This is a genomic window from Priestia sp. JV24 (assembly GCF_025910025.1).
In the GTDB taxonomy this organism is placed as follows: Bacteria; Bacillota; Bacilli; order Bacillales; family Bacillaceae_H; genus Priestia; species Priestia megaterium.
Genome location: NZ_JAPCIN010000016.1, coordinates 30,215 through 51,514, shown reverse-complemented (window position 1 = coordinate 51,514; position 21,300 = coordinate 30,215). Strand labels below are relative to the sequence as shown.

At 38.3% G+C, this 21,300-nt stretch carries 21 protein-coding genes and 1 pseudogene; 16 read left to right on the top strand and 6 right to left on the bottom strand.

Annotated features, from left to right (window positions below):
• Positions 1 to 670 precede the first annotated feature (670 nt).
• Positions 671 to 778 (bottom strand): annotated as a pseudogene (locus tag OK414_RS12710) (peptidase M4 family protein); the annotation flags it as partial.
• 172 nt (positions 779 to 950) lie between these two features.
• Between OK414_RS12710 and OK414_RS12705 the strand changes: the two are divergent.
• The gene (locus OK414_RS12705; RefSeq protein ID WP_013056457.1) at positions 951 to 1,382 is read left to right on the top strand and encodes an ASCH domain-containing protein; all 432 of its coding nucleotides are present in this window, start codon (positions 951 to 953) and stop codon (positions 1,380 to 1,382) included.
• Between the two features lie 308 nt (positions 1,383 to 1,690).
• Complete coding sequence (locus OK414_RS12700; protein ID WP_263045772.1) at positions 1,691 to 2,194, top strand: peroxiredoxin family protein; 504 nt, start codon at positions 1,691 to 1,693, stop codon at positions 2,192 to 2,194.
• 652 nt (positions 2,195 to 2,846) lie between these two features.
• Here OK414_RS12700 and OK414_RS12695 read toward each other — a convergent pair.
• Together OK414_RS12695 and OK414_RS12690 are read right to left on the bottom strand one after the other, a co-directional pair.
• Complete coding sequence (locus OK414_RS12695) at positions 2,847 to 3,077, bottom strand: alpha/beta-type small acid-soluble spore protein (protein WP_034651839.1); 231 nt, start codon at positions 3,075 to 3,077, stop codon at positions 2,847 to 2,849.
• A 574-nt stretch (positions 3,078 to 3,651) separates the two neighbouring features.
• Positions 3,652 to 5,214 (bottom strand): alpha-amylase family glycosyl hydrolase, encoded by a 1,563-nt coding sequence (locus OK414_RS12690; RefSeq protein WP_263045771.1) that lies wholly within the window; start codon positions 5,212 to 5,214, stop codon positions 3,652 to 3,654.
• A 425-nt stretch (positions 5,215 to 5,639) separates the two neighbouring features.
• On the opposite strand from OK414_RS12690, the gene pxpA reads away from it, so the two are divergent.
• From pxpA to mug, 11 genes are all read left to right on the top strand, one after another.
• Positions 5,640 to 6,401, top strand: coding sequence for a 5-oxoprolinase subunit PxpA (gene pxpA, locus OK414_RS12685; protein ID WP_258355830.1), 762 nt, complete (start codon positions 5,640 to 5,642; stop codon positions 6,399 to 6,401).
• A 99-nt stretch (positions 6,402 to 6,500) separates the two neighbouring features.
• Positions 6,501 to 7,664 carry an NRAMP family divalent metal transporter gene (locus OK414_RS12680; protein ID WP_095379759.1) on the top strand — a complete coding sequence of 388 codons (1,164 nt, stop codon included), beginning with the start codon at positions 6,501 to 6,503 and terminating at the stop codon, positions 7,662 to 7,664.
• Between the two features lie 52 nt (positions 7,665 to 7,716).
• Positions 7,717 to 8,508 carry a putative hydro-lyase gene (locus tag OK414_RS12675; protein ID WP_034651850.1) on the top strand — a complete coding sequence of 264 codons (792 nt, stop codon included), beginning with the start codon at positions 7,717 to 7,719 and terminating at the stop codon, positions 8,506 to 8,508.
• Between the two features lie 17 nt (positions 8,509 to 8,525).
• Positions 8,526 to 9,281 carry a 5-oxoprolinase subunit PxpB gene (gene pxpB / locus OK414_RS12670; protein WP_263045770.1) on the top strand — a complete coding sequence of 252 codons (756 nt, stop codon included), beginning with the start codon at positions 8,526 to 8,528 and terminating at the stop codon, positions 9,279 to 9,281.
• Positions 9,278 to 10,273, top strand: coding sequence for a biotin-dependent carboxyltransferase family protein (locus OK414_RS12665; RefSeq protein ID WP_263045769.1), 996 nt, complete (start codon positions 9,278 to 9,280; stop codon positions 10,271 to 10,273). The genes pxpB and OK414_RS12665 overlap by 4 nt, the downstream gene beginning before the upstream one ends.
• Positions 10,274 to 10,295: 22 nt before the next feature.
• A complete protein-coding gene (gene accB / locus OK414_RS12660; RefSeq protein ID WP_034651857.1) occupies positions 10,296 to 10,757 on the top strand; it encodes an acetyl-CoA carboxylase biotin carboxyl carrier protein in 462 nt (153 codons plus the stop codon).
• Positions 10,758 to 10,785: 28 nt separating this feature from the next.
• A complete protein-coding gene (accC, locus tag OK414_RS12655) occupies positions 10,786 to 12,150 on the top strand; it encodes an acetyl-CoA carboxylase biotin carboxylase subunit (protein ID WP_263045768.1) in 1,365 nt (454 codons plus the stop codon).
• Positions 12,151 to 12,281: 131 nt separating this feature from the next.
• A complete protein-coding gene (locus OK414_RS12650) occupies positions 12,282 to 13,046 on the top strand; it encodes an IclR family transcriptional regulator (protein ID WP_034651862.1) in 765 nt (254 codons plus the stop codon).
• 27 nt (positions 13,047 to 13,073) lie between these two features.
• Positions 13,074 to 13,883 (top strand): uroporphyrinogen-III synthase, encoded by an 810-nt coding sequence (locus OK414_RS12645; RefSeq protein WP_095379756.1) that lies wholly within the window; start codon positions 13,074 to 13,076, stop codon positions 13,881 to 13,883.
• 589 nt (positions 13,884 to 14,472) lie between these two features.
• Positions 14,473 to 15,810, top strand: a complete 1,338-nt coding sequence (locus tag OK414_RS12640; RefSeq protein WP_016764241.1) for a coiled-coil domain-containing protein — start codon at positions 14,473 to 14,475, stop codon at positions 15,808 to 15,810.
• Positions 15,811 to 15,878: 68 nt separating this feature from the next.
• Positions 15,879 to 16,391 (top strand): G/U mismatch-specific DNA glycosylase, encoded by a 513-nt coding sequence (gene mug / locus OK414_RS12635; RefSeq protein WP_016764240.1) that lies wholly within the window; start codon positions 15,879 to 15,881, stop codon positions 16,389 to 16,391.
• Positions 16,392 to 16,411: 20 nt separating this feature from the next.
• Here the strand turns inward: mug and OK414_RS12630 are convergent, their stop codons facing one another.
• Together OK414_RS12630 and OK414_RS12625 are read right to left on the bottom strand one after the other, a co-directional pair.
• The gene (locus OK414_RS12630; RefSeq protein ID WP_095379755.1) at positions 16,412 to 17,521 is read right to left on the bottom strand and encodes a metallophosphoesterase; all 1,110 of its coding nucleotides are present in this window, start codon (positions 17,519 to 17,521) and stop codon (positions 16,412 to 16,414) included.
• A gap of 148 nt (positions 17,522 to 17,669) precedes the next feature.
• Positions 17,670 to 17,969, bottom strand: coding sequence for a hypothetical protein (locus tag OK414_RS12625; protein WP_013083290.1), 300 nt, complete (start codon positions 17,967 to 17,969; stop codon positions 17,670 to 17,672).
• 155 nt (positions 17,970 to 18,124) lie between these two features.
• On the opposite strand from OK414_RS12625, the gene OK414_RS12620 reads away from it, so the two are divergent.
• Positions 18,125 to 18,625: a metallophosphoesterase family protein gene (locus OK414_RS12620; protein WP_034651868.1), complete on the top strand. Its 501-nt coding sequence runs from the start codon at positions 18,125 to 18,127 to the stop codon at positions 18,623 to 18,625.
• A gap of 29 nt (positions 18,626 to 18,654) precedes the next feature.
• Here the strand turns inward: OK414_RS12620 and OK414_RS12615 are convergent, their stop codons facing one another.
• Positions 18,655 to 18,879 carry a hypothetical protein gene (locus tag OK414_RS12615; RefSeq protein WP_014459961.1) on the bottom strand — a complete coding sequence of 75 codons (225 nt, stop codon included), beginning with the start codon at positions 18,877 to 18,879 and terminating at the stop codon, positions 18,655 to 18,657.
• 149 nt (positions 18,880 to 19,028) lie between these two features.
• Between OK414_RS12615 and OK414_RS12610 the strand changes: the two genes are divergently transcribed.
• Together OK414_RS12610 and OK414_RS12605 are read left to right on the top strand one after the other, a co-directional pair.
• Entirely contained in the window at positions 19,029 to 21,011 is a 1,983-nt protein-coding gene (locus OK414_RS12610) for a methyl-accepting chemotaxis protein (RefSeq protein ID WP_095379754.1), read from the top strand.
• Positions 21,012 to 21,085: 74 nt separating this feature from the next.
• Positions 21,086 to 21,226, top strand: coding sequence for a hypothetical protein (locus OK414_RS12605; protein WP_016764236.1), 141 nt, complete (start codon positions 21,086 to 21,088; stop codon positions 21,224 to 21,226).
• The last annotated feature ends 74 nt before the right edge of the window (positions 21,227 to 21,300 follow it).

The window sequence follows — 21,300 nt, the reverse complement described above, 5'->3', positions numbered from 1 at the left end:
CAATATTATGTGGAAATTAGAGGGAAGAGGGATAGAATAGGTTGATACGGTATAACTTATATGATTTTCTTACGTCTTTTAGTAGGAGAAACAAAAAAACTTGCTTCAGGTGAAAAGTAAGTTAAAAGAAAGATAATTGATTTTATCCCTTTAGCGTTTTGAAACAAAATCAAATTCATAGTCCGTAAAAGTATATATTTTTTGTTCCTGTGATAAGTTATTTATTAGCTTAAAACATAATTTCGTTTACTTTTTTAATGTAACGAATCTGCTATCTAGCATATCATTATGATGTTTTACTATTTTAGAAGCTATATGCCCTTCTACACGTAGTACTCCAACAAAATTCAGTTTTAATCTCTCCATGTGTTGTCGCAACTAAAAAAGGGTCTCCATGACTTCTAAATCGTTTATAATGCTTCGAACAATAACCTAAACTCTTGTGTTTACCATTGCACCCTTCAACCTGACAAACGCTTTTTGTTTAGCTTTTCGGAAAAAAAGTAGATCCCAGTATTCAGTAGTACTTAGAATTTCGCGTGCTTTTGTAAAATATGCATACTTCATATCACTATAAATATTAATTTTACTTACGCCTAGCTGAATCGATTCACCAGTTGAATTCCTTCCGTTACGTAAACTTCCACAATTGGTATAACAAACCACCTTAAATCTGTTCGTTTAAAGCTCCAGGTTGCTTTTCATATTCTAGCCCGCTTGTGAACTGGGTCACTACATGTGTAAGTTCGTGCCCAATCACATCTAGTGAGTTTGTAAAACCCAACAAAAATAGTTCGCTGATGAATATATGATATTAATGATCACTAGTCATGACTCATGCCTCATAAATTGGATCTCTGTGAACTGATATTCTGCCTTTTGTTCATAATATTCCTTGAAAGGGACACTCTATACTCAAAATAAACTTCTATAGATTGGAGGCTGTCAGAATGAAGGTTTTATCAATGATCCAGCCGTGGGCAAGCCTTTTTGTCCTTAGAGAGGCAACATATGAAACAAGGTCATGGAGAACGAATTATCGGGGGCCACTTGCCATTCACACAAGTAAAAAAATAGATAAAGACGTCTCTAACCATATAGCCATAAAGTCGTTGCTTGGTAAGCACGGATACACACCAGAGAATCTTCCAACTGGCCAGATTATTGCTGTATGCAAACTTGTAGATTGTTTGAAGGTAACTGAAAACAATGAGACATGGGCCATTCTGGAGGATGGTCGAATCGTATCAGGGAATGACTATTTTATGGGTAACTTTATAGTGGGAGGTTATGCTTGGGTAGTTGAGGATATGCAGATGCTGGATGAATTTATTCCAGCAAAGGGAAAGCTAGGATTATGGGAGCATGTTTTAATTTTATAGGAGCTGATACATTGCACACGATGCGCTGAATCAGCTCCTTCAGGAACCCACTTTTCACGCACAAAATCTTCTAGCTTCTTTATTTTTTCAGACATCCTACCGCTCTACACATAAAATCTCACTCTATATAGACTAATTTACCTAATCAAACTAAATCAAACCTTAGTCTGTTGGGAAAATGTAAGATAGCTTACATACTCTGTTACAAATCACTTAAAAAGTAAATAGCATTACATATTTCTTATCAAGAGTAAGGTAATATTGTGGTCAACACTTGCAAAGTGAATTAAGATATTGGAGGTACCAAAATGACTCAATTAAAATTGAATGAAAGCATCCCTAACTTTATTCTCCCTTCCACTACAGGTGAAACATTTTCATATGAGACTCATCAAAAAGAACATCAAAGCTGGCACTTAATTATTTTCTTCAGAGGGGCATGGTGTCCAGTCTGTGTCCAAGATTTAAAAGACTTAGAAGAAAATAAGAATTATTTTGAAAGTAAGAATGTGCATTTAATCACTATCTCTACGGATGAACTTGATAATTTAAAGAAAATGGCAGATGAATACAACCTTTCATATCCTGTCTTATCAGATAAAAATTTAGAGGCTTTAAAAGCTTTTGACGTATTCTTTCATGGTGAAGACGCTCCATATGAAGACCATGGAGCTCACGGGGAACCTGCCTATTTCCTTGTAGATGAGAAAGGACGTCTTCTTTATCAACAAAAACAAACAAGCCCTTTTGGTCGTCCTACAAGTACAGAGCTAAGAAAAATAGTACAATATATAAGTAAAAATCTTAAATAGTCTTTCCGGTACATTAAAGAGTCGGCATTTTGTGCTGACTCTTTACCTTTACGGCAATGTAATATGTATTACAGAATGTTTTTGAATGATAAATTAATCTATAAATAATTACGAATGTAGGGAGGAAAAAGGTTCTATTTGTCGTCAGGTGGAGTAAATAGTCAAACTTTGATTTTTATAAGTTAATTTATCTTTTTACTCCTTTATATGAAGTGTATTAATTTTATATTTTTGATTGAATATATCTTATTAAAAGCAAACTAAAGTTAAATACTTTTAAATTTTCTATTGAGTTATCATTAATATAACAATTTCTTAAAAGGGGAGTAGAAGATAGATTGGTATATAATTAAAAAGGAAAAGCCACAATTTTTCTATTGAATAAAGAGTAATAGCTGAAACTACACAGCATTACTCTTCAATAGTCACAGTCTACTTATCTGTCTATGAAAAGACCAAGAAAAACTCTTAGAAAATACTCCATTTCCTTATTCGTTATTGTAGAAGATAAGCGTATCGGGTATAAAAGAAGGGATTTATCAAGTATGAAGAGATGTTTTCTTAAAAACAATAAGGCTACCTACAAATATAGGTAGCCAAAGCCATCAAGACCTATTTAATTATCTAACCTTTTATAACTCTTCACGAGTTATTAGCGAGAAGTACCAGATTGTCCTGAGACACCGCCAGCTAATTGTTGTTGAGCAGTTGCTACAAGGCGTTTTGTGATTTCTCCACCTACTGAACCATTCGCACGAGCTGTTGCATCAGCACCAAGGTTTACACCAAATTCGCTAGCGATCTCATATTTCAATTGATCGATTGCTTGCTCAGCACCACGTACTAATAATTGATTACGACTACCACTGTTGTTGTTTGACATGTTGATTCACCTCCTTGTATGCTTTTAAGATTCCTTTTGTTCAAAAAAAGAATACAAGGTAAATATTGGATGGATAATAAGATAGAATTCAGTGATAATAAACCTGTTGAAAGAAAAAAATTTCATCAAGAAATAACGAAATTCAGTACTTTCATCTCTTTGTTGATTCAAAATTTATGGTTGCCATGTGTGAAAAGGAATATAACGACATCGTTATATTCCTTTTTCCTTAAAAGAAGGAACCTTAATTGCTCTAAATATTGAGAATAAGTATAACCAATGAGGACAAAAGGTTGTACACTGATAAAAATCCAGTGCTTTTTTCATATGTCTCTAATTAACATAGTTTATCTTATGTAAACTAATAAAGCTGGAAAACAAAACCTCACCCTTGAATCAAGAAAGAAAGATTTAACACACTATATATTATTAAAGTTTCACTGTTTACACTTTCTGACGAGAAATACTGCATTTTTCACATAGAAAGAACAAAAAACTGTGACGCTTTTTTATTCTTTCTATGTGAAAAACACCTCTACGTGATTACCAGATAATCACGTAGAGGTGTTTTTAATTATTTTATTAAAACCGTTGTATTCGCCGGAATCACAAGCTGATTTTTGACTTTATTAGCACCTTTTTCACTAGCAAAAATCAATTTACCTTTTGCTGCTACAGATACTTTTACCGGTTGATTTGAAATATTATGATACACGCTAATCGATTTGCCTTTATACGTGCGGCTATAGGCAACGACTTCTTTACTGTCTACTGAAATAGATTGAAGCGTTCCTTTTACTAACTCTTCGTGCTGCTGACGCACGCGAATCATTTCACGGTAATGATTTAACAAAGAGTCCTTTTGTTTTGTTTGTGCTTCTACAGACACGCCGTTGCCGCCTTTGTTATATACAGGTGTTTCCCAGCTGGTTTGTCCAAGTCCGTTTCCTTCGTACCAGCGGAACGGTTCACGGATTAACTCATCAGGCTTTTCACCGGTCATGCCGATTTCTTCACCGTAATAAATATAAGGGTTGCCAGGAAGCGTAAGTAAGATAGAGGCAGCTGACTTTGCTTTATTCACATCGCCGCTTAGCTCACTCATGACGCGATTTTGGTCATGGTTGGTTAAGAAAATACCGTCAATTTTATTTGGATTGTATGATTTGAACAGTTCATCCGTTGCCGCTGCTGCAGTGGCGATTCCTTGATCATTTCCTGCTTTTACAGAGCTGACAATCTTTCCTGCTAAATCGAAGTTAAATAGGGAATCAAGCGATTGATAATAAGGAGCTACCACTTCCGGCTGATCCCATACTTCACCCGTTAGATATACGTTAGGGTTTTCTTTTTTCATCGCATCTCTAAACTCATTCCACCACAGGAGATTTTTCTTAGCGCCTTCAGGTGTTTGACCTTTAAAGATATGAAGGGCAGCATCTAGACGGAACCCATCAACGCCTTGCTTTAGCCAAAACTTTCCGACATTAATCATTTCTTTTCTTACTTCAGGGTTATCGTAATTTAAGTCAGGCATTCCTTCCCAGAACGTTCCGTAAAAGTACTCTCCGTTTGGAGCTTTATGCCATACTTGCTGTCCCCAAGATCCTTTTTCATTTAAGTCGGTATTTTTATCAGCCCAAATATAGTAATCTCTGTACTTGCTGTTTTTATCTTTTAACGCAGCTTGAAACCAAGGGTGTTCGCTGCTCGTATGATTCACAACAAGGTCCATAATGACTTTTACGTCTCGTTTGTCTGCTTCTTTCATTAGCTTACGAAAATCTTGCAGATTTCCATACTGCGGATCAATATTATAATAGTCCGTTACATCATATTTATGATAGCTGGGAGAAGGGTTGACCGGCATCATCCAAATCCCGTTTACTTGAAGATCATTCTTTGTATGAGAATTGCCATCATTTAAATAATCCAACTTTTGTGTAAGACCTTTTAAATCACCATGGCCATCTTTATTTGCATCGTAAAAAGAGTTTACATACACCTCATAAAATACACCGTTTTTATCTGCTGTTGGAGATTTACCTTTATGTACGGTTTCGGCGTGAACGCCTGTTGATAAGCTAGCAGCCAGCGGCAGTGTTAGAGCTAAAGCTGTCCATTTTTTCCCTTTCATCGTTTCATCCCCTTTTTTGCAATCGTTTGCATAAATTGACTACAATTGAAATATAGCACCTCTTTGAAAACGATTACAACGAAAATTTTATTTTGATTATTTTGAACTAGTAATTATTCTGACAACCTAGTTATTTACTGTGTCCAATGGCATTAAGCAGCTGCATTATATTAAGGCTATAGATAGAAAACACGAATAAAATAAGGGAGTATTATCCAAATAAAAATAATGACTATGTCAAATATTCTGACAATGTTGTTGTTCAATTCATCATCTCGTGCTAAAATCCAAATATAACTGAAAAACGGTACTTTAGTTCCGAAAAACGGAACTTTAAGTATTGATGCAGATAATAAAGCTTGAATTTTATTTACTATCTGCAAATGATTACGCTTACAATGAAGTTTTTAAGGGGGAAGAACGCATTGAGTAAAGTGGATTTAAACTGTGATTTAGGGGAAAGCTTTGGTGCTTATCGCATTGGCAATGATGAAGCTATTTTAGAGCACGTGACGTCTGTGAACGTAGCCTGTGGATTTCATGCAGGGGATCCGAGCGTCATGAGAAAAACGGTAAAATTAGCTGCTGAAAAACAGGTGCAAATTGGGGCTCATCCTGGTTTGCAGGACCTTATCGGTTTCGGACGCAGAAACATGAATATTTCACCTCAGGAAGCCTACGATATTGTGGTCTATCAAATTGGTGCATTAAACGGTTTTTTGCAAGCGGAAGGGGTATTGATGCAGCATGTAAAGCCTCATGGTGCACTATATAACATGGCTGCTAAAAATAAAGCCTTGTCTGAAGCAATAGCAAAAGCTGTTTATAACGTAAATCCTGAGCTGATTTTATTTGGGTTATCTGGAAGTGAGCTGATTCAAGCAGGTAACAAAATTGGTTTAAAAACGGCTAACGAAGTATTTGCAGACCGTACCTATCAGTTAGACGGTTCTCTCACTGCTCGTACAGAACCAAATGCTTTAATTGAAAATGACGACGAAGCTGTTTCTCAAGTTATTACAATGGTGAAAGAAGGGAAGGTAAAATCTCAGCAAGGTAAGGATGTAGAATTGCAGGCAGATACGATTTGCATCCATGGAGACGGAGCTCACGCACTTGAATTTGCCCGTCATGTCAACCGTTCTTTACGAGCATCAGAAGTGGTAGTTAAGGCTATTTCACAATAAAAACTACATACAATCAGGAGGAAGAGGATATTGGAGCCAATAAAAAAATCAACACCTCAACAAAAGCTTTCGGCTGCGCCTAAAGTAAACTGGACGTTAATGCTTGGAGCCGCTTTTTTAATGGCCACATCGGCTATTGGACCAGGCTTTTTAACTCAAACTACCGTATTCACACAAAATTTAGCGGCAAGCTTCGGATTCGTTATTTTAATTTCAATTATTCTTGATATCTTTGCTCAAACCAACGTATGGAGAATTATTGCCGTTTCTGAAAAACGCGGACAAGAAATCGCCAACATGGTATTTCCTGGATTAGGGTACGTGCTCGCTATTTTAATTGTAATTGGAGGACTTGCATTTAATATTGGAAATATTGCCGGTGCCGGTCTTGGATTAAATGCGATTACGGGTATTTCTCCAACAGCCGGAGCTGCAATTAGTGCAGTTATTGCCGTGCTAATCTTCGTTGTAAAGGAAGCTGGAAAAGCAATGGATCGCTTCACGCAAATTGCTGGTTTTGTCATGATTGGGCTGATGCTATATGTAGCAGCTACCACTTCACCTCCCGTTGGAGAAGCTGTCGTGAAATCTATTAAACCTGATCAAATCGATATCATTGCAATCGTTACGCTTGTTGGAGGAACTGTCGGTGGATACATTACCTTTGCCGGCGGACATCGTCTTCTAGATGCTGGGGTAAAAGGCATTGATTCTTTACCTCAAGTAACCAAAAGTTCTGTAACAGGCATTCTCATTACTTCCGTTATGCGAATCGCTTTGTTTTTAGCTGTACTTGGCGTTGTGTCTAAAGGATTACAAATTGACCCAGCCAATCCTCCAGCATCCGTGTTTCAGCTTGCAGCAGGAAACGTCGGTTATAAAATCTTTGGTATTGTTATGTGGTCTGCCGCTATTACGTCTGTAGTGGGAGCTGCTTATACATCTGTTTCGTTTATTCAAACGTTTAGTGAAAAACTTAATAAAAACTCAAATTGGATTATTATTGGATTTATTATTATTTCAACTCTGTCGTTTGTCTTAATTGGAAAACCTGTAAAAGTTCTTCTTTTAGTTGGAGCAATCAATGGATTAATTCTGCCGATCGCTCTTGGGACGTTACTGGTTGCTGCATACAAAAAAAGCATCGTTGGCGAGTATAAACATCCTTTATGGCTTACCATTTCTGGTGTACTTGTCGTTATTGTAATGGCTTTAATGGGCGGCTATACGTTAATGGATCAACTTCCTCAATTATTTAAATAAAACAATGTGCCCGCACGTAAGTTGCGTGTGGGCAATGATGGGAGAGAGAAATATGACAAACCTTTCACAACTAACTCCAGCTGAACTTCGTCAGCAAATCCGTAACAATCAGCTTATTCAACCAACAGCAGGCATGGCAAACGGCTATGCTCAAGCTAATTTAGCTATTTTACCAAAGCAACAAGCCTTTGACTTTCTATTATTCTGTCAGCGTAACCCTAAATCGTGTCCGATCTTAGATGTCACAGACGCTGGATCTCCGGTGCCAAAGTTTGCTGCTCCATCGGGAGATATTCGTACAGACATTCCCAAGTATCGAATCTATGAAAATGGGGAACTAGTAAAAGAAGTAACCGATATCACAGATTACTGGACAGAAGACATGGTAGCTTTCCTTATCGGCTGCAGCTTTACATTTGAACACGCGCTTTTAAACAACGACATACCTGTTCGTCACATTGAAGAAAATTGTAATGTCCCTATGTATAAAACAAATATTTCATGCGCTGAAGCGGGAATATTCCACGGCTCGACGGTAGTTAGTATGCGTCCAATTCCTCAGCAAGACGTAGTGCGGGCAGCCCAAGTAACTTCACGTTTTCCAGCTGTGCACGGGGGGCCTGTTCACATTGGAGATCCCGCTGCGATAGGCATTGAAGACCTTCACTCTCCGGATTTTGGCGATGCTGTTTCGATTAAGGAAGGGGAAGTGCCCGTATTTTGGGCTTGTGGTGTAACCCCTCAAGCAGTAGCAATGGAAACAAAACCTTCTATTATGATTACACATGCTCCGGGGCATATGTTTATTACAGATATTCGAGATGAAAAACTAGGTGTTTTATAAAAGAAAGAGGTGTAAATATGAATCAAACTGTAACAAAAGCATCGGCTGTTATTTCTCCGCTTGGCGACTCAGCGCTTGTAATAACGTTTGGAGATAGTATTCAGTACGACATTCATAAACAAATTAAAACGTATAAAGATTCGATCGAATTAAACCCTTTCCCTGGGTTTGGTGAATGCGTGCCGGCATTTACAAATCTTACAATTTTCTACAACCCTCTTGAAGTTGTAGCGGCCGTGGAAAAAAAGCAGAAGAAGGAGTTTGTTTCTCCTTTTGAAGTAGTATCTTCTATCATTCAAAGTAAACTAGAAAACGAACAGACAGAAAAAGAGTTAAACCATCGTACGGTTTCTATTCCAGTTTGCTACGGAGGAGAGTATGGACCTGATCTTGAATATGTCGCTCGTCATCATAACATAACACCTGAAGAGGTAATTAGTATTCATTCTGAAGGCGAATATTTAGCGTACATGATTGGATTTGCTCCTGGATTTCCGTTTCTCGGAGGATTATCTGAGAAAATCGCTACGCCTCGCCGGCCGTCTCCTCGCACCTCTATTCCTGCCGGTTCGGTTGGTATTGCAGGAATGCAAACAGGAGTGTACCCTATTTCCACTCCCGGAGGATGGCAATTAATTGGTCAAACGCCTATTAAACTGTTTTTGCCGGAGCAAAATCCGCCAAGTTTGCTTCAAGCAGGAGATATCGTGAAATTCAAACCTATCTCTAAAGAAGAGTATCAAGAACTACAGGCAAAGGAGGGTGAAAAATGAGTATAAGAGTTAACAAAGCCGGGTTATTAACGAGCATTCAAGATTTAGGAAGAAGAGGATTTCAGCAGCACGGTGTGATTGTAAGCGGAGCAATGGACTCTTATTCCCTCCGAATTGCTAATTTATTAGTTGGTAACGATGAAAAAGAAGCGGGACTTGAGGTTACGCTGATGGGGCCTACCCTTGAAATAGAAAGTGATTGTCTAGTAGCAATCACGGGAGGAGATTTAACTCCTTCGGTCAATGGAAAGCCAGTCTCGATGTGGAAACCTTTATTTATTCCAAAAGGAAGCACTTTATCATTTGGACCTTGCAAAACCGGTTGTCGTTCCTATCTATCTGTAGCCGGAGGATTTGCTATTGATGAAGTGTTAAATAGTAAAAGCACGTATTTGAGAGGCGAAATTGGGGGCTACAAAGGAAGAGCATTACAAACAGACGATGTTTTACCGCTGTCAGCTCCTGCTGCTTCGAAGCCTACTTTTCTTTCCAATGAACTGATAAACGGAGTATATACTTCTTCATGGTCCGTAAATTATAAAGAATTTGTTCATTTTACAAAGAAACCAAGTGTCCGTGTTATGAATGGCAGTCAATTTGATTTATTTACAGCTGAAAGTAAAAGTCATTTTATGAAAGAGCCCTTTAAAGTATCGAATCAATCAGATCGAATGGGCTATCGAATGGATGGACCTTCTCTTCAGCTTCAAGAAAAAAAAGAGCTATTGTCTGAAGCCGTCTCACAAGGTTCTGTTCAAGTCCCGCCAGATGGAAATCCTATTATCCTGTTAGCAGACCGTCAAACCACGGGGGGATACCCTAAAATCGCTCAAGTCATCACAGCGGATTTACCGCTTTTAGCTCAAATAAAGCCCGGGGAATCCATTTACTTTTCTCACATTTTGCTTCATGAAGCAGAAAAAATCTATTTAGAAAAAGAACAGCTGCTTCAAGAATTGAAGATTGCTATTAACCTTGCGTCAACTAAATAACACAAAACAGGAGTGACTAAAAATGATAAACGTACGTGAATTGCAAGAAGTTGTTTCATTAATGAATGAATCTGGTATTCAAAAGCTCCATATTGAACATGAAGGGACGAAAGTTGTCATTGATAAAGCGGGAATTCCTTTAGAAGACACAGCTGTTACAGAAGTAAAAACGGAGGAAGTGAAAGCCGCTGCCGCTGAGCAAGCGCCTCAAGATTCTATGTCTGTAAACTCACCAGAAAACAATGAAAAGCAAATTTTATCACCAATGGTCGGAACGTTTTACGCCAAGCCAGAAGCAGACGCCGATCCCTTTGTTCAAGTAGGACAAACAGTTGAACGTAAAGATGTTGTGTGTGTGATTGAAGCGATGAAGCTGTTTAACGAAGTAGATGCAGGAATAGAAGGAGAAGTACTTGAAATTCTTGTGAAAGACGGAGATGTTGTTGAGTTTGGTCAGCCTCTATTTACTGTAAAAACATACTAAAGCATACATACTGTCAGGAGGAGTCATTATGTTCAAAAAGGTCTTAATCGCAAACCGCGGAGAGATTGCAGTTCGTATCATTCGAGCTTGTAAAGAGATGGGAATAGCAACCGTAGCGGTTTATTCAGAAGCAGACAAAGATGCACTTCACGTGAAGCTAGCAGATGAGTCATTTTGTATTGGTAAAACGTCTTCTAAAGAAAGCTACTTAAATATTCGTAATCTGCTTACCGTAGCGCAAGTAACCAAGGCAGACGCTGTTCATCCCGGCTATGGATTTCTAGCTGAAAATGCTGATTTTGCTGAGATGTGTGAATCCTATGACATTACCTTTATTGGTCCAAAAGCAGAAGCCATCCGTAAAATGGGAGCAAAAGCTGTAGCAAGAGAAACAATGAAACAAGCAGGCGTGCCTATTGTACCTGGCACAGAAGGACTGATTGAAGATAGCAGCACCGCTATTCCAGTAGCAAGAGAAATAGGCTATCCAATCATTGTAAAAGCTACAGCGGGCGGCGGCGGAAAAGGAATGCGGCTGGCTCATAGCGAAGAGGAGCTAGAAAAAGCGATTCGTCAAGCTCAGCATGAAGCAGAAACAGCCTTTGGAAACGGCGGCGTATATCTTGAAAAGTACCTAGAAGAGCCAAAACACATCGAAATTCAAATCATTGCTGATGAAGAAGGGAATGTGGTTCATTTAGGTGAACGAGATTGTTCGATTCAACGCCGTCATCAAAAATTGGTAGAAGAAGCTCCGTCTCCTGCGGTAGATGAAAACCTTCGTGCGAAAATGGGCAAGGCGGCAGTCTCGGCAGCTAAAGCAGTCGATTATACAGGTGTGGGAACGGTGGAGTTTCTATTAGATAAGCACGGACATTTTTACTTTATGGAAATGAACACACGGATTCAAGTTGAACACCCTGTTACAGAACTTGTAACAAACATCGACTTAATTAAAGAACAAATTTCGGTCGCAGCAGGCTACGCGCTATCATTTGCTCAGGGAGATGTTCAGTTAAAAGGATGGGCAATTGAGTGCCGGATCAATGCAGAAAATCCAGCTAAAAACTTTATGCCTTCTCCTGGAAAAGTCGAGATGTATTTACCTCCTGGCGGATACGGCGTTCGTGTAGACAGCGCGGTTTACCCAGGCTATGAAATTTCCCCATTTTATGATTCAATGGTGGCAAAATTAATTGTAACGGGTAAAGATCGAAATGAAGCGATTCAACGGATGAAACGCGCGCTCGAAGAATTTATTATTATAGGTATTCATACAACCATTCCTTTTCATTTAGAATTACTGAACCATCCTTCTTTTAAAGAAGGGGATTTTACAACCAAATTTCTAGAAAGTAATCCTATTTCCATTAAAGAACTAGAAATGGTGTAAGAAAGGAAAGTGCTCTTATAAGGGAGTGCTTTCCTTTTTTTCTTCATGTATAATAAAAAGAACATATGATTAGCTAGTAAGCTATACGTCTATCAAATATATGTATTGGCACAAATAAGGGAGAAGGTTTTATGCAAGCTAACAATAAAACAGTCGTTAAATCTATGCAGATTCTCACACTTTTTATCAAGCACCCTAAGCTGTCCTTCACAGAAATGATGGAATATTCAGGCGTTCCGAAAACTTCTTTGCACCGGATGGTTGGTTCGCTTGAAGAGATGGGATTTTTAACAAAAGACGCGCAAGGATACTATTCACTAGGACTTTTATTCTTGCAATTTGGTCAGCTAGTGGCTAATCGTTTAGATATTAGAAGTGTGGCGAAGCCTGTAATGGAAACGCTCCGAGATGAAGTAGAAGAAGCGGTTAATTTAATTGTACGAGATGGGAATGAAGCTATGTATATTGAAAAAGTAGATACGCTTCATCCGGTGCGTCTCTATACATCAATTGGAAGGCGTTCACCTCTTTATGCAGGAGCTTGTTCACGCATTATCTTGGCGCATTTACCCGAAAAAGAACAAGAGGAATATATTAGTCAAACGGAGCTAGCTCCAATAGGTATTGGAACCATTACAGATCAAAAGAAGCTAAGAAATATATTAAAAGAAGCAAAAGAAAAAGGGTATACCATTAGCACCTCTGAATTAGAGAACTTTACAACATCTGTAAGCGCGCCGATTGTAAATCATCAAAATGAAGTGGTTGCAGGCATTAGCGTAGCGGGAATTGAAGCGAGATTTCAAGGAGAAAGACTGCCGTTCATTATTCAAAAAGTCACAGAAGCGGCGAGTCTAATTTCTGAAAAACTCGGTTATCAAGGATCATTAAAATAGCATACATAGAAAAATGGAGGTAGACCATTGAAACGATTAGAAGGAAAAACAGTCGCACTTGTAGGTCAGCGTAAAGTAGAAGAAATCAGTAAAATTGTTAAAAATCTTGGCGGAACCCCGCTTGTACGACCTGCGCAAGGAACCATTCTTTTAGATGACACACACTTAGAGGCAGATATTAAAGAACTGGTAAAAGGAAATTATGATTGGTTTATTTTCACGACAGGCGTCGGTACAGAAATTCTTTATAAAACGGCAGATAAGCTAGGGCTGGCCGACGAATTCCTTTCTTCTTTACAAGCAGCTAATATTGCTGCACGCGGGTATAAAACCGTAAATATGTTAAAAAAGCTAGGCGTTACTCCAACCGTTCGAGATGATGATGGAAGTACCGCAGGACTCGTCAGAGCGCTTCATTCGTTTTCTTTTGGAGAAAAGCATGTAGCGCTTCAGCTTCACGGAGATCCTGCACCAAAATTGATTGACTTTCTTTCGAATCAAAAAGCCCAATTTAAAGAGATTTTACCGTATCAGCATATTCCTCCAAAAGCAGAAGTCATGGAACAGCTTATAAACGAACTAATAAGCGGGAAAATCGATGCAGTTAATTTCACAAGTGCTCCCCAAGCCCGATTTTTATTTTCGTTTGCGAGAGAATATGGGCAAGCTGATCGAATTCGAGAACTCTTCGAAAGCTCTGTAGTAGCTGTGGCCGTTGGGAAAGTAACCGCTGCTGCTTTAAAAGAAGAAGGAGTAGATCGTATTATTATTCCTGATCAAGAGCGAATGGGAAGCGCAATTGTAGCTTTAGAACACTATTATCAGCAGCGTGATTAACAAAAAAACCTTCTCGCCTCACAGCGAGAAGGTTTTTTGTATGACTTCATTCATATCTTGTCGAATATTATTTTGAAATTGCCTATTGCCCTCTTTTTGAACTTCTTCAAATATCGAATAGAAATAAATTTATTATTATTCCAGGAAATCATTTTCAAATATTGTAAAAATGGCAGATAAAGGGTAAAAATAGACGAATATGTTAAAGAGTTGTTACGTTCACTTTAGGCATAACTTACATTCGTCCAGCTTTAAAAATGGTAATCACCTACTTCCAGAGGTTAAAAACAGTGCTATGTAAAGTCTAGTAGATTGTTTATTTTGATGGGTAAATAAAGGTATATTTTTGCGGGTAAGAAGTGAATATGTACACAAGCGTTAAATGTTACATTACTGAAATACAATTGTAATATTGTTATTCTTTTTTTGAACGCTTATCGTGGTATAATTTTCGTAGATTTTCATTAGCATATTTAGCTATTTATCGACAAATACAGTGAACTTTACATAAATTGTAAGACTTTTATACATATTGATACATAATTAGAAATTACTAGTTTAACAGAGCGAGAAAGCGGAGGAATTCATATTGAAAAAGAAAATGCTTTTACTTAATACAACGGTTTTATTAGGTTTAGGAGGAGTTTTATCAACCCCAGCATATGCCTCTACCATTCAGGATATGGAATCACAAAAATCTCAAATTCAAAATCAGCGCCAAGATGTGCAATCTAACATCAAAGCAGCTTCTGATGAATTAACACGCCTTCAAGCAGAACAAGATCAAATGAAAGCACAGCTTGAGCGATTAACATTAGCAGAAGAAGAAAATAATAAAAAAGCCCAAAAAACAGAAGCGGATATTAAAGAAACGTCTAAACAAGTAGACCAGCTTGAAAAAGAAATTAAGCTGCTTCAAGAAAAACTTGAAAAGCGAAATGATATTTTAAAAGATCGTGCACGTTCCATGCAAGAAAGCGGCGGTAACGTAGAGTATTTACAAGTTTTACTTGGTTCTTCAAGTTTTGGTGATTTTGTAGACCGCGCGCTAGCTGTTTCGACTATTGTAGATGCAGACCGCGGTATTTTAACAGAAACTAAAAATATGCAAGACGAACTAAAAACAAAACAAGCAGATGTTAAATCTAAGCTTGCTAGCTTAGAAGATATGAAGGCAGAACTGGATGAAATGACTGTCCAACTGGCAGCTCAAAAGAAACAAAAAGATGCGTTGGCAAAAGAACTAAAAGATAAAGAAGCAAAAAATGAAGAACTAAAAGCTTCTCTACAATCAAAAGACAGCTCTCTTGCGAATGAACAGTCTACGCTTGAACAAAATATTAAAGATCAAAAAGCGGCGGAAGAAGCAGCAAGAAAAGCAGCTGAACAAGCGGCTAAAGAGGCAGCTAAGAAAGCAGCCGAACAAGCCCAAAAAGCAGCGGCGGCACCATCAGAAAAAGCCGATTCGCCTTCTCCTAAAGCAGCACCAAAAGCAAGCAGCAATGATGTTGCACCTACAAGCGCTCCGGCTCCAAAAGCTAGCAATGTTGTAACGGTAGGAAACCGCTGGATTGGAAACTCTGCGTACGTATTTGGCGGAGGACGAAGTCAATCTGATATTAACCACGGTTTATTTGACTGCTCGTCATTTGTACACTGGGCATATTCTCAAGTAGGTGTTAACCTTGGACCTCTTGGATCTGTAAGCACAGAAACGTTAAAGCATGCTGGAACGCAGGTGTCTTCCAGTCAAATGCAGCCTGGCGATCTTGTTTTCTTCGATACATATAAAAAAGACGGCCACGTTGGTATTTATGTAGGAGGCGGCAAGTTCATCGGTGCTCAAAGCTCAACAGGTGTTGCAATTGCAAACATGAGCAGCGGCTACTGGAAACAAAAATTCAACGGACGCGTAGTTCGTATTTAATAGGGTATAGTAAAAAGAAAACATTCAAATTGGATGTTTTCTTTTTACATTGTAAGGAGCGTATGACTATGAACTCTATTTTTGATCATATACAGCCCGACTTAGATATTTTATTTGTTGGTTTTAATCCAAGCATCCGTTCCGGCGAAACGGGTCATCATTTTGCGAACCCAACTAATCGTTTTTGGACGATTCTTCATAAAGCAGGTTTAACAGAGCGTAAATACCATTCCGAGGAAGATCACTCGCTGTTACAGCTAGGATACGGTTTAACCAATATTGTAGAGCGTCCTACAAAGGCAGCTGATGAGATTACAAAAGAAGAATATGCAGAAGGCAGAGAAATTTTAAAGAAAAAAATAGCTACATATACGCCTAAAATCGTTTGTTTTGTTGGAAAAGGTGTCTATCAGCAGTACAGCGGGCGCAAGCAAGTAAAGTGGGGTAAACAAGAAGAATCGATGGTATCAGGAATAATGGATTTTGTTGCCCCGTCTTCAAGCGGGCTCGTTCGAATGAAAGTAGATGAAGTAGTCGCCATTTATGCAGAGCTTCCCAATCTGCTGCGTACATTAAAATAGAGAAAGCCCTAGGGCTTTCTCTATTTTGTAAACGAAATATCAATTTGAATAATTTCTGATCGGCTCCCGATTCGAAGCGGAGGACCCCAAAAGCCAAATCCTGAAGAGACAATGGTATGCAGTTGATTAGTTTGCTTGTAGCCCCAATCAATTTCAAATAACCGCTTTGTGATTAAATGATTAGGTGCCATTTGCCCTCTGTGAGTATGACCGCATAGAAGTAAATCTACGCCTGCTTGTTCCGCTTCTTTTAAAGAAAACGGCTGATGATCCATTGCAATGACAGGTAGAGAACGATCCGTTTCACTCGCTAAATCGAAAAAGCTGTCTCGGTTTTTATCCGTCTTGTCTTTTCTTCCTATTAAATACAAGCTATCACCTATGTTTACCACTTCATCCATTAAAATAGGAATGTTTATTTCTTTCATTCTTTCCACAAACTGAGGAATCTTCCCGCCATAATACTCATGGTTTCCCAAAATTCCATATGTGCCTAAAGGCGCTCTGAGCTGTTTCATCATATAATCCATTTCTTTTTTAAAGAATACGTGGGGATCATCGTCAATAATATCTCCAGGAAGTAAAATAAGATCCGGCTGTATCTTTTGTACATGAGTGATTAACCGCTGCAAGTGTTTTTTGCCCGACAATGTGCCAAAGTGCATATCAGATGCTACAGCAATGCGAAGGTTTTTCCGATTCGTCTTTTTAGCAAGCGAAATCGTGTATTTTCTTACCACAGGACTGTAAGCATTATACGTACCGTAAGCAAAAATAAATAAAAAAGCGACAATTATGAAAAATCCGATTGAATCGATAGCTGTAGAAAGCGAAGCGCCTAGAAGAGTAAGAATATATACGGCTAGATTACTTATAGGAAGCAAAAGAACCGAATATTGAATAAATCCTAACCAGTACGATCCCACAATTTTAAATATGCTCACTTGTTGAAACGCACGACTGATGATAAAGGAATAAGCAAAAAAGACAACGATCAACGTAAGAATCCATTTGTTTTCTACTTCAAACATTGTGTGAAGCCACACCCAAGCGTTCCATCCGATGTACAAAACGAATAAATTATATAAAATAACAACTAAAATAGACCTTGCTAACACACTTACTTTCATACGCTAACCTCTTTTCTTTCATCCATAATTCCACTATAGCTCATTTTTATTGCTTCAACAAAATTTTATCTCTTCTTCTCATCAATAAAATTTTTGCTTGTCCTACAAACGAAAAAACACACCTATAAAACAAGGTGTGTTTTTTGTATTAATGATGGTGATGCGCGTGGTGAAGGCTGCTAATCACAAACTCAGGCTCTGGAACGTGGAAATATTGAATCCATACGCCTTCTAAAAATTTCTCGCGTTTATCTAAAACGATATCGATATCTTTATCTGTTTTTACGATTTCATCATGTTCAGTCGGCGTATCGAATTTCCAATCATAATGCGCGTGATCACCGTGATCTATAGTTACATATACACGAATCATTTTTCCTTGACCTTCTGGGCTAGCCAAGGCATTTTTTAACACTTTTGCTGCGTTTCGATTAATTTTTACTTCCATTTTGAAAACTCCATTCTGTAACTTGGTATGTAACGTATTTTCGCAAACTTAAACGAAAAAGAGAAATTTTTTGCCTGACGCTCGTATAAAGTTGCTTCATCTCAACTTAATACGATACACTACACCATATTGAATGAAAAAGGAGCGTATCGTGAATGAAGATTGTTATTTTAGGTGATACTCATATTCCAAAAAGAGCGAAACATCTTCCGAAAAGACTCCTAGCCGAACTGAAAACAGCTGATGCGATTATTCATACGGGAGACTTTCAAACGATAGATGTCTACAATGACCTGCGCGTGTTTGCTCCTGTACACGGCGTGATTGGAAATGTAGACAGTGAAGAGCTTCAACAAGTACTTCCAACTTCATTACTTCTTCCGTTTGACGGTGTTACGATTGGCGTAGTCCACGGTCATGGCAAAGGAAAAACAACTGAAAAACGTGCGCTTATCACATTTGAACATCAACAAGTCGACGCAGTAATTTTTGGTCATTCTCACATTCCTGTTCATAAACAAATTGGTGATATTACGTTGTTTAATCCAGGTTCCGCTACTGACAAGCGGCGTGAAAAGCAATTTTCGTTTGGGGTTCTGTACATACAAAAAAACACGCTGCGTTTTGAACATATTTTTTATGATTCTAAAGACTAAAACAAGAGAGGGCTCTTGTTTTAGTCCGTTTACGTTGTGTGGTCTAAATGAGCGATATATTCGTGAAGCTTATTTTCTTCATAGTCGTTTAAGTCATGCATTGGAATAACCTGCTGAGTTTGAGGATCCGTTCCTCTTACTTCTGCAATTTTTACTCCTTCTTTATAGATATTAAAAATATCTTTTTCTTCCCCGCGCTGAACCTTTTCTGTTTCAAACATTGAAAAAGACTTGCTGTTTTTACTTTCTTCCATTAAATTCACCTACTTTTTTTATCGTACTCTTATCTTTTCACCCCCATTGTTAATTATGTATACACTCGATGACTAAACGAATATGAAGTCTTGCCGATAGAAAGAAAGTGCACGATCACTTTTAACTACGGAGAGAGAGGCTACATAGCATGGAGAGAGCAAGAAAAAAAAGGTCCCTTAATAACTTTAAGACAAAGCTGGTGCTAGCATTTGCAGCGATCTTATTAGTGCCATCTGTTACGATAGGTGTATCAGCTTACATAACAGCGAAACCTGAAATTGAAAACCAAATTATTAACACAGCACAGCAAAATGTACAGTCCATTAATTCAGTGATTGACGATACCATTGGACCAAAAATTCATGATGTAGAGTTTTTTGCATCAGTGGTAAACAACGAGCGCTACAATGAAAAAGATATGGCTACTTTAAGCAAAGATTTTAACTTATATGCTTCGCTTCATCCAGAAGCCGTCAGCATTTTTACAGGAAATCAGCAGGGGAAGTTTATTCAAGCGCCTAAAAAAGTGACACAAGCAGGCTATGATCCCAGAAAACGAGATTGGTACAAGTTAGCCATGCAAAACAAAGGAAAAACAGTTGTCACTGAACCTTATCCATCAGCCTCTACAGGTCAGACCGTTATTACTGTAGCAAAAACAACGGCGGATGGCACAGGGGTTATTGCTTTGAATTTAGATATAAGCCGCATCAATAAAGCTGTCAGCAAAGTAAAAATCGGAGAAAAAGGATATCCATTTCTTTTAGATGGAGAAAGAAAATATATTGTTCACCCTACGGAAAAAGCAGGTACAAAAGCAACAGATTCTCTTTTTGACAAGCTTTATGTAAAGAGCTCCGGATCCTTTGAATACACTTTTAACGGCGATGAAAAAAAGATGGTCTTTACAACAAATAAAACAACGAACTGGAAAGTTGCAGGCACTATGTATTCATCAGAAGTGAGTGAAGCAGCACAGCCTATTTTTTACAAAACACTATTTATTATTTTAGCTTGTCTGATAATCGGGAGTCTTACCATTTTCGTGGTGTTGCAATCGATTATTAAACCGCTTAAACAGCTTAAGAATCAGGCTCTAAGCGTTAGTGAAGGAGATTTGACAACAGCGATTACCGTCAATTCAAAGGATGAAATCGGTGAGTTAGGGTATGCTTTTAGTCAGATGCAAAACAACCTTCGCACATTAATTCAAAATGTTGAAACGAGTGCAGAACAAGTGGCTGCTTCTTCAGAAGAGCTAACGGCCAGTTCACAGCAAACGAGCGCTGCGACTGAACAAGTATCGGTTGCAATACAAGAAGTGGCTTCTAGTGCAGAAAAACAAACGGCTGTTATTGACCAAAATGCAGCTTCTTTAGATGAGATTGTGCAAGGAGTTTCTACCATTGCTCAGCGTACAGAAATTGTTTCTAAGCTATCAAACCACACAACGTCTGAAGCTGTAGAAGGCGGAAAAGCCGTTAGAGAAACGGTCGAACAAATGGAATCCATTTATCAATCCGTCGACCTGTCTAATACAACAATTCGTACTTTGTTTCAACGTTCAAAAGAAGTTGGAACCATTTTAGAAGTAATCAGCGGCATTGCTGCTCAAACAAATTTACTAGCCTTAAATGCTGCAATCGAAGCGGCACGAGCTGGAGAACAGGGAAAAGGATTTTCCGTTGTAGCAGCGGAAGTGAGAAAGCTGGCAGAACAATCCCAAGTGTCCGCGTCTCAAATTTCTGAGCTTATTCAAGCTATTCAACAAGATACTCAGGAATCTGTACATACAATGGAGCAAGTTACAAACAAAGTTGAAGAAGGACGAACAATTTCACAAACGGCTATTCAAAAATTTGAACAAATTCTAAGCAGCATGAATGAAACGACTCCGCAAGTAGAAGAAGTGGCTGCGACTGCTCAGCAAATTTCAGCAGCGGTTGAAGAAGTGGCTCGTACAGCAGGTGAAATGGCGATCCTTGCTAAAGGAAATGCAGCTACATCTGAAGAAGTGGCCGCATCAACTGAAGAACAGCTGGCTTCAATGGAGGAAATTGCTGTTTCCGCACAATCTCTGTCTCAAATGGCAGAACAATTAACAGCGCTCATTAGCAAATTTAATTTGTAAACTTTCGTCAAATCGTCATAGACCTCTTTTATATTGGAAAAAGTAGAACATACACACATGAAAGAGGTGACAGTATGATGGAGCAAACAAAAATGACCTTTGAGCCAGCTTCAATTAACGATGATATGCATGCGAAGCTTAAACAGCTAGAAGAGCAGTTTCAACAAACGTTAGGAAAAAGAGTAGCTTTAGTTGCATACGAAGCTGAAAAATAAAGAAACAAAAAAGAAAAGACGCTAGGTCTTTTCTTTTTTTGTTTCAATAAGGTTAAGATACATTAAATTACAAG